Below are 13,619 nucleotides of genomic sequence, written 5' to 3' on the forward strand. Positions count from 1 at the left end.
CAGTCGACGTTAGGACTCGGCTCATCCACGTGCAGCGTCATGGGCAGCACCCCGTGCCGCATCGCCATGACCATCTTGATGATCCCACCGACACCCGCCGCCGCCTGCGTGTGGCCGATGTTCGACTTCAACGACCCCAACCACAACGGGCGCCCGTCGAGCCGCTCCTGACCATAAGTCGCCAGCAACGCCTGCGCCTCGATCGGATCACCCAACGTCGTGCCCGTCCCATGGGCCTCCACAACGTCCACCTGGGCAGCCGTCACCTGCGCATTGGCCAGAGCCTGCCGGATCACCCGCTGCTGCGACGGACCATTCGGCGCAGTCAGGCCACTACTCGCGCCGTCTTGGTTGATGGCGGACCCTCGAACCAGCGCAAGTACCGGGTGTCCCGCGCGCCTGGCGTCGGAGAGGCGTTCGAGCAGCAGCAGGCCGGCACCCTCACCCCAGCCGGTGCCGTCGGCGGCCTCCGCGAACGACTTGCATCGGCCATCCGGTGCCAGCCCTCGCTGCTGGCTGAAGTCGACGAACGTCTCGGTGGTGCCCATCACGGTAACCCCACCGGCCAGCGCCAGCGAACACTCGCCCAAACGCAGGGACTGAGCAGCCAGGTGCAACGCCACCAGTGACGACGAGCACGCCGTGTCCACGGTGACAGCAGGCCCCTCCAGACCCAGCGTGTACGCGACACGGCCGGAGGCGACGCTAGCCATGCCACCGGCACCGTTGTTCATCGCGTAGTCGTGGTAGACCACCCCGGCGAACACGCCGGTCTGACTGCCTCGCAACGAACCCGGGTCGATAGCCGCGCGTTCGAGGGCCTCCCACGCCGTCTCCAGCAACAACCGTTGCTGCGGGTCCATGGTGAGGGCTTCTCGTGGGCTGATGCCGAAGAAACCGGGGTCGAACTCACCGGCGTCGTGCAGGAAGCCGCCCTCGCGCGAGTACGTCTTGCCCGGGGCGGCCGGCTCCGGGGCGAAGACGCCATCGGTGTCCCAGCCCCGGTTTTCCGGGAAGCTGGAGATGCCGTCCCGCCCCTCGGCCACGAGATCCCAGAGGTCCTCCGGCGAGCGGACCTCGCCGGGGTACCGGCAGGCCATACCGACGATCGCGATCGGCTCGTGCTCACGCCGTTGGTATTCGGCCACACGCTTCCGGGCTTCGCGCAGATCAGTGGTCGCTCGCCTGAGATAGTCGACCAGCTTTTCCTCGTTTCCCACCCAGGCCACCCCAAAGAGTAGTGTTCCACGCCCGCCCCACAACAGGGCTCAACACGCGTACGCTACGGGTCGGTGCGCGTCCTAAACACCCCTATCAGCCCCTAGGTCGAACATTTGCGAAGCCTGATTTTCCATCACGACTTCAGGAGCCTATCCTGCTTGCGTGTCTTTGGCGGCCTCGGTACGGTACAGGCGCGGCATCAACCCTTCCAACAATTCCTGGGAGTTCATTATGTGGGAGTACGAGCACATCATCACCACGACCGCGTCTCCGGCGCAGGTCTGGGCCTACTACCTGGACACCAATGCATGGCCCGAGTGGAACGTCACCATGGAGAAAATGCAGCTCGACGGCGCCTTCAAGGCGGGAACCACTGGGGTCATCCTGGCTAAGGAGATGGGCGGCCACTCTGCCGACCCCGCCCCGTTCAAGCTGCTCGAGGTGGCCGAGAACGAGGGTTTCACCCAGGAGACCGAAATTACGGCCCAGGTCAAGATGCATTCGACTTCGAAAATCACCCCGTTGTCCGACGGTGGTAGCGAAATCCAGCAGAAGATGGTGTTCATCGGCGAGGGCAGCGAGGCGATGGGCGCCGACCTCGGCGAGCTGCTCAAGCAGAATCTCATTACCGGCCTTGAGGCGTTCAAGAAGGCCGTCGAGACTCGCTCCTCCTGACGTTGCCGAATGCGAAGAGCCAGCTTCATCCACCACTGGTGGGAGCTGGCTCTTCGCATTTTCGTTTTCCTGACTCCACTCCGGGACATTAACGCGTTCGAGCAGGTGGACAGGTTGACAGCGGGGCCCCGGAGCGTCTGGGGTGGCTCCGGGGCCCCGCTTGTCAGTAACGTCAGGACACGGTCGAGATCGGCTTGCGCACGTCCCCCAGTTCCGGGTACTGCGCCAACGCCTGCTCGGTGGTCAGCGGGGGCAGCTTCGAGCCGCGCAACGCGCTGAGCAACACCGACGGCTTGGACAGCTGGGCCGGTGACGCGCTCAGCGTGGTCACGTCGAACAGGGTCCGCGAAAGAGCCGCATCACAGGTCGCGGTCCGCGCGATCCGAGCGCTGAACCGCTGAGCCATCGGGCCGCCGGCGCGTCCGTGGTTCGCCTTCACATCCGGGAACCACCGATCAGTGGTGGTCGCCATCGTCCACGCGGGCGTGCCCACCCGAACGATCCCGGCTTGCAGTCTCCGGGTCGACGCCGCAGCCAGCCCCCTCTTGCGCAACCGCCTGTCCAGGTGGAACGCGCAATGGGCGGCCACGGACATGCCGTGCCCGTAAATCGGGTTCAGCGCTGTGACTGCGTCGCCGACCGCGAGGAAGCCCTCCGGCACCGGCAGCTTGTCATAGCGCCGCCGGCGATTGGCCGTGGCCCGGTAGCCCCGGATCTCGCCGATGGGCTCGGCCGAGGCGATGATCTCGGCGACGATCGGGTTCCGGGTGGTTCTGGCGAACGCAAGGAAATCCTCGTCGCTGGTAGGCGGCTGAGCGCCACGCGTACCGTACAGCGCCACGATCCAGCGCCCGTCCTCGATCGGGAACACCGACGCGCCATGACCCGGCTCGCCGGTGCCCGCCTTCGGCTGCACCATCACGGCCGGGAACTGCTCGTGCACGCCGCCGGGGGCCTGGTAGAGCCGCGTCGCATAGGCCAGCCCCGGATCGACGATCTCCTCGCGCACCGTGGGCAGGCCCAGGGAGGCCAGCCACTGCGGCGCCTTCGACAGGCGCCCCGTCGCGTCTATAACGAGGTTCGCGGGCAGGGTCCGCTCTTCACCGTCCTGTTCGACCCGCACCCCGGAGATCCGCGCCGAGGTGCCGGCCAGGCCGACCACCTGGGTCTTCTGCAGCACCTTGATTCCGGCGGCGGCGGCGAACACCTGCTGCCGCACGACGTGGTCGAGCAGGTCCCGGCTGCAGGAGATCAGATGGGCATCGGAGTCCCGATGCCGTCGGTACCAGCCCTCGGCCGAGTAGGTGACGATGCCCCAAGGCATGCCCCGGCGGTGCGCACCGGCAGCGTACAACGCATCGGTGGTACCAGGCAGCAGCGCGTCCATGGCGCGCGCCCCACCCGCCATCAGCATGTGGCTGTGCCGACTCTGCGGCAGTCCCTTGCGCGGCTGCGGCGAGTCGGGCAGTGTGTCGCTCTCGACCACCGTCACCTCGGCGGCGTACCGGGACAGCGCGGTAGCAGCAAGAAGCCCGGAAAGCCCGCCACCGAGCACGACGACGCGGCTCACCGGGTCCCCGCTTCCTCGATGACGTCCTCGGGCGGGTTGGCAATGCCACTGCCGCCAGGCGGCATCAGCCCGATCTCACCCGCGGTCCAGCCACCGTCAACGGCGAGTTCCGCACCAGTGATGTAGTAGGAGGCATCGGAGATCAGGAATGCGACCGCCTCGGCGACCTCGTCGGTTGTGCCGACACGGCCCAGTGCGGAGGACGGGAAGGTACCCTCGCCCAGCTGCGCACCAAGCGGGGCGGTCATGTTCGTGTAGATCCAGCCTGGGTGCACCGAGTTGACTCGGATCTTGTCGTGCGCCAGCTCCACCGCGGCGATCTTGGTGATGCCCCGCACGCCCCACTTGGCCGCGCTGTAGGACGCGGTCGCCGGGACACCGGTAAGCGCGGTGGCCGAGGACAGGTTGACGATTGATCCGCCACCGGAGGCGCGCATCGCCCGGATCACGGACTTCATGCCGAGGAAGACACTGCCGAGGTTAACCTCGACAACCTTCATGAAGGTTTCGTAACTCTCCTGCTCGATGAACGAGTTGGTGTTGATTCCGGCGTTGTTCACAAGCCCGTCGATCCGGCCGTAGTCGGCGACCACTCGAGCCAACACCTCGCTCCACGACGCCTCGTCGGAGACGTCATGCCGTAGGAAGATGCCACCGATGTCCGCGGCCGTCTTCTCGCCGTCCTCTTCGAGCAGGTCGGTGACGATCACCTTCGCGCCGGCCTTGGCGATCCGGGCGGCGGTCGCCGCCCCGATACCCCGGGCCCCACCGGTGACAACGACAACCTTGTTCTTCAACCCAGTCATATTCGGAGTCCTTCGTTGGTGCGGGAAGAGGAACGGGGTTACCAGCGCACCGGCAGGCCGACCGGACCGCGCTGGAAGAGGCCGATCTTCCAGACCACCTCGTCGGCGGGAACCGCCAGCGAGAGCCCTGGGTAGCGCTTCAGCAGCGAACTCAGCGCCAGCTGCAGTTCCAGCCTGCCCAGTTGAGCTCCAAGACAGAAGTGCGCTCCGTGGCCGAACGCGAGGTGCGGGTTCTGCTCACGGGCTAGATCGACCTTGTCGGCATTCGGAAAAACGTCCTCGTCACGGTTGGCCGAACTGTGGCTGGCGAATACCGCGTCACCAGCCTTGATCCGCACCCCACTCAGTTCGAGGTCCTCGTTGGCTACAGCGGAGAACGTCCCCTCGGAAGCCAGCGGGATGTAGCGCAGCAGCTCTTCCACGGCGCTCGGCACCAGTTCCGGATCGGCCAACAGCCGCTCCCAGTGCTCCCGCTGAGTCATCAGCACGTAAATGAAATTCGCGATCTGATTTGACGTCGACTCGTAACCGGCGAACAGCAACGTCGCCGCAAAGTTGATCAGCTCTTCCTCGCTGAGCCGGTCGCCCTCATCCCTGGCCTCGATCAGCGCGCCCAGCAGATCGTCGGACGGCTCGGCGCGGCGCCGGCCGATGAGCTCGACGAGGTAGCCGAGGGCGATGTTGCGGGCTTCGACGATCTGCTCGCGACTGTGGGCGCCAGTGGACAGCGCGGTGTCGGTGAACCGGCGAAACCTCGGCTCCGCCTCGACCGGCACGCCGAGCAGTCGACAGATCACCGACAGCGGCAGCGGCTGGGCGAGGTGAGTGACGATGTCGCCGGGCCGGCCATCCTTCTCCATCTGATCGAGCAGGGCGTCGATGGTGCCCTGAATGTCCGAACGCATCTTTTCGACGCTGCGTGCTGCGAAGGCCTTGGTGGTCAGGCGGCGCAGGCGGGTATGCTCCGGCGCATCCATCGCGAGGATGTTGCCGCTGGGCATCGGTTCCGGCGTCACGCGGGGCATGTCCTCACGTCCGAACGCCTTGGCACGGCAGAACCTCGGGTCGGAAAGAACCGCCTTGACGTCCTCGTGGCGGGTTACCAGCCAGCCTTCGCCACCGAACGGCAGAGCAATCCGGACCACGGGTTCGTCTCGGCGCAGCGCCGCATAGCGCGGTTCCTCGTCCAGGGCCATGGGCAGATCGAAGGGAAACTGCCGTGCCTGATCCTGGCTGGTCAATGTCACTCCTCAAGAACTTGATGGGCTGAATGATCCGAGGATCCGAACCTGAAGCACCGGAGCCGCGTCCGCACTCAGCAGAACTTGGCCAAATGCCCTGCAAAGCAAGAGGTTTGCAGCGGATGCTACCGACAGCGGATAGACCGGAGCACCTCCTAGCAGCCCCTAAAAGGCGCGCCCCGCCCACAGTGGCCGGAGGCGGCTGAGGCGGCGGGAGCACCACTCTCCCCAGCCCGAGGATGGAGGCTGACGCTCCATCAGGAGGTGCCGCCCGCCCCGTAGGGGGCGCGGCGACCCCTCCAAGCCCCTCCCTGCCCACCGGCAGCCCCACGGCGGCACCGTCAGCACACAACTTCCAAACAACCGTCTAGATCTAAGGTCTAAGACCAGCGTATAGTTCGGCGCTATGAGCCAACCGACCTCGTCGGCGAGCGCCAAGCCCTGGATCGGTCTCGCCGTCCTAGTGCTCCCTGCTCTGCTGATCTCGACGGACCTGACTGTCCTGAACTTTGCTCTGCCTTCCATTGCCGAGGATCTACACCCCACGGCCACCACGCAGCTGTGGATGATCGACATCTACGGATTCGCGCTGTCTGGGCTGCTCGTGACGATGGGGGCGCTGGGTGACCGGATCGGCCGCCGACGGCTGCTGCTGACTGGCGTGCTGCTGTTCAGCCTCGCCTCGGTCCTCGCCGCCTATTCGCATGACATCCATATGCTCATCGCCGCCCGCGCGCTGCAGGGCATCGGCGGCGCGACCGTGATGCCTTCCAGCCTCGCCCTGATCCGCAACCTGTTCCAGAACGAAAAGCAGCGCGGCACAGCCATCGTGGTGTGGAGCATCGCCCTCACCACCGGTGTGGCGATCGGCCCGTTGCTGGGCGGATTGCTGCTGAGCAGTTTCTGGTGGGGCTCGGTGTTCCTGATCAACGTGCCGTTCATGCTGCTACTGCTGGTCATCGGTCCCCTGCTGCTGCCCGAGTTCCGCGACCCGAACGGGGGACGGCTCGACCTGTTCAGCGTCGCGCTCTCACTAGCCGCCGTGTTCCCGGTGATCTACGGGCTCAAGCGCATCGCGGTGGAGGGGTTCAGCGTCACTCACCTGGTCGTCATGGCGATCGGCCTGGCGCTTGGGGTGTTGTTCCTGATCAGGCAGGCCAGACTGCAGGTGCGGCTGATCGATATCAAGCTGTTCCGCAACGCCGCGTTCACTGGGTCCGTCGGATCCAACCTCGTGGCCTACCTGGTGTTGATCGGATTCTCCCTGTTCGGCACCCAGTACCTCCAGTTGGTGCTGGGCATGAGCCCGCTGCGCTCGGCCCTGTGGACACTGCCCGGCGCGCTCGCCGCCAGCATCGGATCTCCTATCGCGATCGCCCTGGCCCGCTCGGTTCGCCGCGGATACGTAATCAGCGCCGGCTTCCTCGTCTCGGTCGTCGGCTTCGTCCTGCTCGGCCGGCTGTCGACGGAGCGCGACATGCTGATCTACGTCACGGCCGGGGTCATCATGACCGTCGGGCTGAGCGCTGTACTGACCCTCATCACCGACATGGCGATTGGCGCGGTCCCAGCAGAGAAGGCTGGCGCAGCCGCCGGCCTGGTCGAGACCGGCCAGGAGTTCGGCGGCGCGATCGGCATCGCCCTGCTGGGCAGCATCGGTGCTTCGGTCTACCACCAGAAGATGGCCGGTATGACCGTGCCCGGACTCCCCGTCGACAGCGCCGATGCCGCGCACCAGAGCATTGGTGGCGCATTCAGTGTGGCCTCAAGGCTGCCGGCGTCAGCTGGGTCGTCACTGACCGCCAAGGCAAGCGAGTCGTTCGTCGATGGCCTTCATACGGCGGCCTACGCCGCTGGCGGTATCGCCTTGCTGGCCGCCGTAGTCTTCGCTGTGCTGCTCAGGCGGATCGGCCCGACTCCGCCGAACGAGAGTGACGAGGGGGAGGCCACCGCCGCGGCGGTGAGCAACGCGGCCGTGTGAGGTGTACGGGCCCGCTCCGAACGGTCAATTCGCCGCCGTCCCAAGGAAGGTGTTTCCCACGTAGTGCTTTGTCAGGTCGGGGCTGGTCTTGGCCTGGTGATCGCTCGGTGGCAGGTCGGGGCATGTCCCGCTCCAGGTGGCCAGGAGGTGCTGGAGGGCTCTGACGGTCTGGTGGAGGAACATGCCCGAGCAGGCACTTTTGGGCGGCTCCGGGTGAGGGTCACGAAGAGGTGAGCGGCGGTGACGAGGGAGACGTGGCGGTGCCAGCCGGTCCAGGAGTGGCCCTCGAAGTGGTCCAGGCCCAGGGCTCGCCGGCCAGACGGTCGCGCGAGCCGCCCCGCCAGGTCACCGTGTGGGCCGCCGGGTACCCGGCGGCCCACACGTGCTCAGCCACCGCATCGACTTCGCCGCCCGTCCAGTAACAGGCCACGAAGGTAGCTCAGGCCCTCCTGAAGAAGGTCGACCAGGCGGCCAGCCGTCGCAAGCGCGGCAGCGCCGGCGGTCGGCCACCCCACTTTGACACTGAACGGCACAAGAAGCGCAACACCGTCGAGCGGGTGATCAACCACCTGAAGAACTTCCGTGCGGTCGCGACCAGATACGACAAGCGCGCCTACGTCTTCCTCGGCACCGTCACCGCAGCATCCCTCGTGATCTGGCTCAGCTCGTGATCGCCAGGACAGTGCCTAGCAGAGTAGTAGGATTGCTTTATGGGGCATCGGGAAGATCTGCTAATTGGGGCAAAGCGCTGTCTTCAGGAGCGAGGCTATGCACACACCACGGCTCGCGATATCGTGGCCGTATCTGGAACAAACCTGGCTTCCATCGGCTATCACTTCGGGTCGAAGGAGGCGCTCCTCAACGCCGCAATGATGTCGACGTTCGAGGACTGGGCCAACGAATTGGAACGCGCACTCAGCGCCAGTATCCACCACGGTGAGACTCCGTTCGAGCGTTTCGAGTCGATGGTGGCCGAGGTGATCGAGTCAGTGAAGTCCAACCGGGCCATGTGGGCGGCAAGCGTCGACTCGTTCCCGGAGGCGGAGCGCTCGCCAGAGCTGCGTAGACAGTTGGCTACTGCGCATACGGCAGCCCGGCGCGGTGCTGTCGCGCTGATCTACGAGCTGAGCGAGAACCTGATCGATGATGAGCGCGTTCGTACGGTTGGCTCGCTCTACCTCACCATGGTCTCCGGGTTGATGCTCCAGTGGCTGACCGACCCGCAGAACGCGCCGGAAGCCACCGATCTCACTGCGGCCATGCGCGCCCTGACAGCGCCCATGCTGTCGGCAAAGCCGGAAGCCACCCCGGCGCCCGAATGAGTCCCGTCCCGTTCGCACACGATGGCCGGTGATCCTCCGAACCGCGGATCACCGGCCATCGTTTTAGTTCACCAGGTAACGGGCAGCGAATAAAGCCCGTAGATAATCACGTCGTTCTTGAACGGCAGCTCCTCGAGGGGAACGGCCAATCGGATTCCCGGAATCCGCTGCAGCAGCGTCGTGAACACGATCTCGAGTTCGATGCGCGCAAGTGTCTGACCGAGGCATTGGTGCACGCTGTGTCCGAACGCGATGTGCTCACTCGTGTCCCGTTGGACGTCGAACTGGTCGGGCTCGGCGAACACCGAATCATCCCGATTCGCCGCGCCGTTGGCCGCGATGACACCCTCGCCCGCCCGAACGAGCACGTCACCGATCTGGATGTCCTCCATCGCCACCCGCACTGTGGCGGAGTCGGAGATGCTGAGGTAGCGCAGCAGTTCCTCCACCGCATTGGGCACCAGCGTAGGGTCGCGCCTGATCTGCTCCAGCTGTTCGGGGTGCCGCAGCAGCGTCGCGATGCCCAGGGAGATCATGTTGGCCGTGGTGTCGAAACCGCCCACGAGCAGGACGCTGATCATGCTGATCAGGTCCTTCTGCGGCAGCATCGGCCCCTCCTGGTTACGCGCAATGAGCCTGCTGATCAAGTCGGCGCCAGGCGCCGCCTCCTTGGCAGCAACGAGCTGGTGCAGGTACGCCTGCATGCGGTACTCGTTGGCTCCGCGTTCCTCGGGAGTCGCGTCCCGGTTCAGCGTCATCACGGCGTAGTCCTGGAACAGCTGTGCGTCCTCCGAGGGCACGCCGAGCAGTTCGCAGAACACCTTGGAGGGCACCGGTAGCGCGAGCAGCTGTACGAGGTCTACCTGGCCGTTCTTTCCCTCCTCGAGCATCGCGTCGACGTGTTCGTCGGCGAGCTTCTGGATCAGCGGCCGCAGCGCCTGCATCTGCTTGAAGGTGAACTCCGGCAGCAGCAGCTTGCGCCGCACGGTGAGGTCCGGCGGGTCCATCGAGACCATCGGCAGTTCCATCTGCGCCAGGATCTCTTCCGGGATCGGCATCTGCAACGGATACGCAGGGTGCTTGATGTTGGAGCTGACCGCCGGGTGGCTGAGCAGAGCGCGTACGTCCTCGTAACGGGTGAGCAACCACGCCTCGCGACCGGTCGCGCGCAGCTTGACCTTCGACACGGGCTCTTCGGCCCGCAGTCGCGCGTAGTCGAGCGGTGGGTCGAGCGGACATCGCCGCGCCATCGGGAACAGCGGCGGCTCGATGCCAACGGGGGTGTCTGCGGTCGCGGCTTCCGCGCCGGCGAATTCGTTCATCGGCTTACGCCCTCTCAGATAGCCAGAGGAATTCTGCGCCGACGGCACGTACCAGTCGCGGCGACAGAATAACGGAGTGCAGGCGCAGGCTACCTCTGCCGATTCGCAGTCCCTAGCCCCTAAGTCCCCCACATCTGGGCCGCGAGCGCAGGGAAACCCCTGCTCCGATTGTCAACCGTGAGCTGCCCACGGCTCCACGAAGTCCGCAAGCGTCTGATCAAACAGTCCGTGAGTCTGCTCTCCTGTCGCACTCAGTGTGCCTTCTCGCACTTGTCCGCGGCCTCCGAAGTCGGTCGCGGTGACGGGGCTCGACTCCGTCGCCGAGATGCTCGGCAAGCAGTTCCCCAAGGTCAGGCAGATGCTGCTGGAGGCCACGGAACGACCTGACCGCCTTCGCGGCTTTCCCGGAGCGACATGGGAAGAAGATCCAGTCCACGAACCCTCTGGCAAGGAAAGCATGTCCGGGAGATCCTCGTCCGGCGACCAGTTCAAACAACGGGAATGATCACCTGACATTGAACAACAAACCAAAGGCTCAGGTGATGTCGACGAGGCTGCTGTCACTGAGCTTCGACGGCAGGTCACGACGCCGCTTGACGTTCAGCTTCCGGTAGATGCGGGTCAGATGCTGTTCCACCGTACTTACCGTGATATAGAGTTCGGTGGCGATCTCCCGGTTGGTGTGCCCGTTCGCGGCGAGGCCGGCCACCCGCAACTCGGCCTCAGTGAGGGCCTCATCCTCCTGAGCCAGGTCCACATCATGCCCGTTGTCCACTTTGACGTCTGCATCGCCCGGCATCAGCTGCTGGCACAGCGGCCCCGCGCCGCACGCCTTTGCGACATACCACGCCTTACGTACCAGCAGCCGGGCCTGGTTGAGCTCTCCCAGTGAGCGGTAGCCATTGCCCAGTTCGCCCAGAGCCGCAGCCAGCTGCAGCCGGTCGTCGCTGTTCTCCAAAATCTCCACGGACTCCTTGAGCAGCTCCAACCCGCGCTCGACCTTGACCGTCCGGGCGAGCGTGAGTAGCTGGGCGCCGCGGGTGCGGCCGGGGGTCGAGTCCCCACTCCACGGCTGCCGCTCGGCAAGGCGCCTAGCCCGCTCCGGTTCGCCGAGGGCCAGCCATGCCTCGGCGGCGTCGATACGCCACGGCACCAGCCCGGGGGCATCCACGCCCCACTCTTCCATGAGTTTCCCGCAGGCCAGGAAGTCCTCCAGGGCGGCGTGATAGCGGCCGGTCGCCAGATGGCAGCGCCCCCTGGCCCGTACGTAGTGCAGACCGAGCAGCGTGTCGAACAGGGCGTCAGGAACACGCTGTTCCAGAAGAGCTGTCGCCTCGCTATACCTGCCCATGCCAATCTCGGCCTGGATCAACACGCTGAGCGGGAGGGCAATGCCCACCCCCCAGCTCTTCGGCGAGATGAGCGACATGGCGGAGCGGACGTGGTGCGCTGCACCGGGCAGGTCCCCCTGGCGTAGCGCGATGTCGGCCCGTACGCCGGCCAGCAGCGCACGCCACCCGGGCACGCGCCGGGTCGAGCATTCACCCAGCAACCGCTCACACCAGACCAGGGCAAGGTCGACTCGATCCACATAGACCAAGGCCAGAAGGGCGAAGATCAAAGGCTGCAGGGTGCTGTCGCTGAGGCGGTAGCCCTGCAGTATCCGTTGGGCCTCGACAACCGCGGTATCGCCAAGGCCATTGGTCAGGGCCGCGAAAATGGCCGACGCGGCCTGGGTATGGGCATCGCCAACGGTGCCGCACGCATCATTCGATGCCGTGGTACGGCTGATCCCGGACGATGGGAAGGCACTCTCGAGTGACGGGCTGACCATCACGAGCCAGCGACGGCCCGCTTCCAGTGCGGCTTTCTCGTACCCCGGCAACCCTTCGATGGTCAAGGCGAGGGTACTCACTATTTTGCTCGCCTGCTCCAGCCGCCCCGACCAGGCCAAATACGACACGAACATCGCCAGGTCACGACAGGACAGCCCACCGAGCTCCAGCTCGGCCGTCAACCGTGGCAGGTGGGCTTCGGCAGCAGCGGGATTCAACCGCCAGACGAGGCTGACCAGCCGCGCCTTGATCGCGGCACGGTCCGTGCTGTCTTCCGAGGCACGGTGGGCAAGTTCGAGGCAACGCAGCGCAAGATCGGTGTCGTCGTCGACAAGCGCGTGCTCCGCCGCCTCCTGGAGGACGGGCGCCATGGCGGGCCCGACGTCCTGGTGGCCGGAGAGCAGGTGCCGTGTCACGTCGAGCGCCGGGGCGCCGTACTGGTGCAGCAACTGGGCAGCCCGCCGGTGCAGCTCCGACAGGGTAGCTGGCGGTGTGGCCTCCAGCACAGCAGCCCGTGCCGAGCGGGCACGGAACGTGCCGTTGTCCAGCACGGCACACCCCACAAGATCCTGAATGCCTTGCTCCACTGCCTCGGTCCGGACATCCAGCACCCGACCGAGCAGGGCAGTCGAGCTAGCGTCGCCGAGCACGGCAATCCCCCTGGCAACAGTCAGCATGTCGGGCTCGCCTCGGTGCAGGCAGTCCCGTATGGCCTGGGAGAATCTTTCAGCGGGGGCGACGTGCTGGAAGGGCTCGCCACGGTCAACACTGGCTTGGCAATCCTCGAGCAGTGCCTGGAGCAACAGCGGGTTGCCGCCGGTGATCTGGTGGGATTCGGAGGCCAGCCGTACAGCTAGCGAGGATGTGAAGTGGTCAGCGAGCACCATCGCAGCGCCCTGGGCCGAGAGCATGTCGACGTGGATGCGGCTGCAGTGCGGCTGGCGCAACAGCTCTGCGTGGAACGCCAACTGCTCCTGGTGCAACCGTGCGGACTCGGTCATGACGATCAGGATGCGTGCCTGTCGTACCCGTCGGACCAGATACAGAAGGAACTGCAAAGAATGCTCGTCACTGCAGTGAACGTCATCGACAGCGACGAAGACCGGGCGCTCCTGGGCAAGCTGCAGCAGCGCCGTGGCGACATAAGGCATGGGCCGCATGCAGGCCTGCAAGCTCGACTCTGCGGCCACCTCGTCCATCAGCCGCAACGCCTCGGAGTGGACGTCGGGCGCGATCGACGTATGATCGAGCAGCTTCTTGAGGATACCGAAGGGCAATGAACGCTCGACGCGCGAAGCGGTGGCGTCGAGCAGTATGACACCTTCACCAATCGCTTGCTCGGTAAAGACCTCAAGAAGTTGGGTTTTCCCACTGGCCACCGCACCGCTGACCAGACCGACACGCCCCCGGCCATTCTTTACACAGTGCAGCATCTCGCCCAACGCGGCCAGATGGACATCACGCTCAACTAACTTCGAGTACAAAGTCATCTTTAGGTTCCCCCGAACCAATGGGCGCCCACCCTTCAGAGCAAGGCGCCATGACAGTTCGCATGAATCACAACCGAGTGAGTGCCTGTCAGCAGAGCTTCTCAAATCAGGCCGTGAAGACCTGATCTCATCCGGAAGTAGCAGGCACACGACTAC

At 65.5% G+C, this 13,619-nt stretch carries 9 protein-coding genes and 3 pseudogenes; 5 read left to right on the forward strand and 7 right to left on the reverse strand.

What is annotated here, in order from left to right; genetic code table 11:
• The coding region (locus ACIPLC_RS16775) for a type I polyketide synthase (RefSeq protein WP_400473727.1) at window positions 1-1,220 on the reverse strand (1,220 nt) is incomplete at its 3' end.
• A 232-nt stretch (window positions 1,221-1,452) separates the two neighbouring features.
• Here ACIPLC_RS16775 and ACIPLC_RS16780 point away from each other — a divergent pair.
• Window positions 1,453-1,896: an SRPBCC family protein gene (locus tag ACIPLC_RS16780; protein WP_400473728.1), complete on the forward strand. Its 444-nt coding sequence runs from the start codon at window positions 1,453-1,455 to the stop codon at window positions 1,894-1,896.
• Window positions 1,897-2,068: 172 nt separating this feature from the next.
• Here the strand turns inward: ACIPLC_RS16780 and ACIPLC_RS16785 are convergent, their stop codons facing one another.
• From ACIPLC_RS16785 to ACIPLC_RS16795, 3 genes are read right to left on the reverse strand one after another with little or no spacing between them, the layout of a single operon-like run.
• Window positions 2,069-3,466 carry an NAD(P)/FAD-dependent oxidoreductase gene (locus tag ACIPLC_RS16785; protein ID WP_400473729.1) on the reverse strand — a complete coding sequence of 466 codons (1,398 nt, stop codon included), beginning with the start codon at window positions 3,464-3,466 and terminating at the stop codon, window positions 2,069-2,071.
• On the reverse strand, window positions 3,463-4,272 hold the full coding sequence (locus tag ACIPLC_RS16790) for a glucose 1-dehydrogenase (protein ID WP_400473730.1): 810 nt from the start codon (window positions 4,270-4,272) through the stop codon (window positions 3,463-3,465). Before ACIPLC_RS16790 ends, ACIPLC_RS16785 begins: the two co-directional genes overlap by 4 nt.
• Window positions 4,273-4,310: 38 nt before the next feature.
• Window positions 4,311-5,513 (reverse strand): cytochrome P450, encoded by a 1,203-nt coding sequence (locus ACIPLC_RS16795; protein ID WP_400473731.1) that lies wholly within the window; start codon window positions 5,511-5,513, stop codon window positions 4,311-4,313.
• 406 nt (window positions 5,514-5,919) lie between these two features.
• On the opposite strand from ACIPLC_RS16795, the gene ACIPLC_RS16800 reads away from it, so the two are divergent.
• Window positions 5,920-7,494 (forward strand): MFS transporter, encoded by a 1,575-nt coding sequence (locus tag ACIPLC_RS16800; RefSeq protein ID WP_400473732.1) that lies wholly within the window; start codon window positions 5,920-5,922, stop codon window positions 7,492-7,494.
• Window positions 7,495-7,640: 146 nt separating this feature from the next.
• Here the strand turns inward: ACIPLC_RS16800 and ACIPLC_RS16805 are convergent.
• Window positions 7,641-7,808, reverse strand: a pseudogene (locus ACIPLC_RS16805) (IS701 family transposase); the annotation flags it as partial.
• A gap of 147 nt (window positions 7,809-7,955) precedes the next feature.
• Here ACIPLC_RS16805 and ACIPLC_RS16810 point away from each other — a divergent pair.
• Both ACIPLC_RS16810 and ACIPLC_RS16815 read left to right on the forward strand, forming a co-directional pair.
• Window positions 7,956-8,165 (forward strand): annotated as a pseudogene (locus tag ACIPLC_RS16810) (IS5/IS1182 family transposase); the annotation flags it as partial.
• Window positions 8,166-8,204: 39 nt separating this feature from the next.
• A complete protein-coding gene (locus tag ACIPLC_RS16815; RefSeq protein ID WP_400473733.1) occupies window positions 8,205-8,816 on the forward strand; it encodes a TetR/AcrR family transcriptional regulator in 612 nt (203 codons plus the stop codon).
• A gap of 68 nt (window positions 8,817-8,884) precedes the next feature.
• Here the strand turns inward: ACIPLC_RS16815 and ACIPLC_RS16820 are convergent, their stop codons facing one another.
• A complete protein-coding gene (locus ACIPLC_RS16820) occupies window positions 8,885-10,138 on the reverse strand; it encodes a cytochrome P450 (protein WP_400473734.1) in 1,254 nt (417 codons plus the stop codon).
• A gap of 307 nt (window positions 10,139-10,445) precedes the next feature.
• Between ACIPLC_RS16820 and ACIPLC_RS16825 the strand changes: the two are divergent.
• Window positions 10,446-10,590, forward strand: a pseudogene (locus ACIPLC_RS16825) (transposase); the annotation flags it as partial.
• 83 nt (window positions 10,591-10,673) lie between these two features.
• On the opposite strand, the gene ACIPLC_RS16830 reads toward ACIPLC_RS16825, so the two are convergent.
• Window positions 10,674-13,463: an AAA family ATPase gene (locus tag ACIPLC_RS16830; protein WP_400473735.1), complete on the reverse strand. Its 2,790-nt coding sequence runs from the start codon at window positions 13,461-13,463 to the stop codon at window positions 10,674-10,676.
• Between the last annotated feature and the right edge of the window lie 156 nt (window positions 13,464-13,619).

Source organism: Kitasatospora sp. NPDC086801 (assembly GCF_044745805.1).
Taxonomy (GTDB): Bacteria; Actinomycetota; Actinomycetes; order Streptomycetales; family Streptomycetaceae; genus Kitasatospora.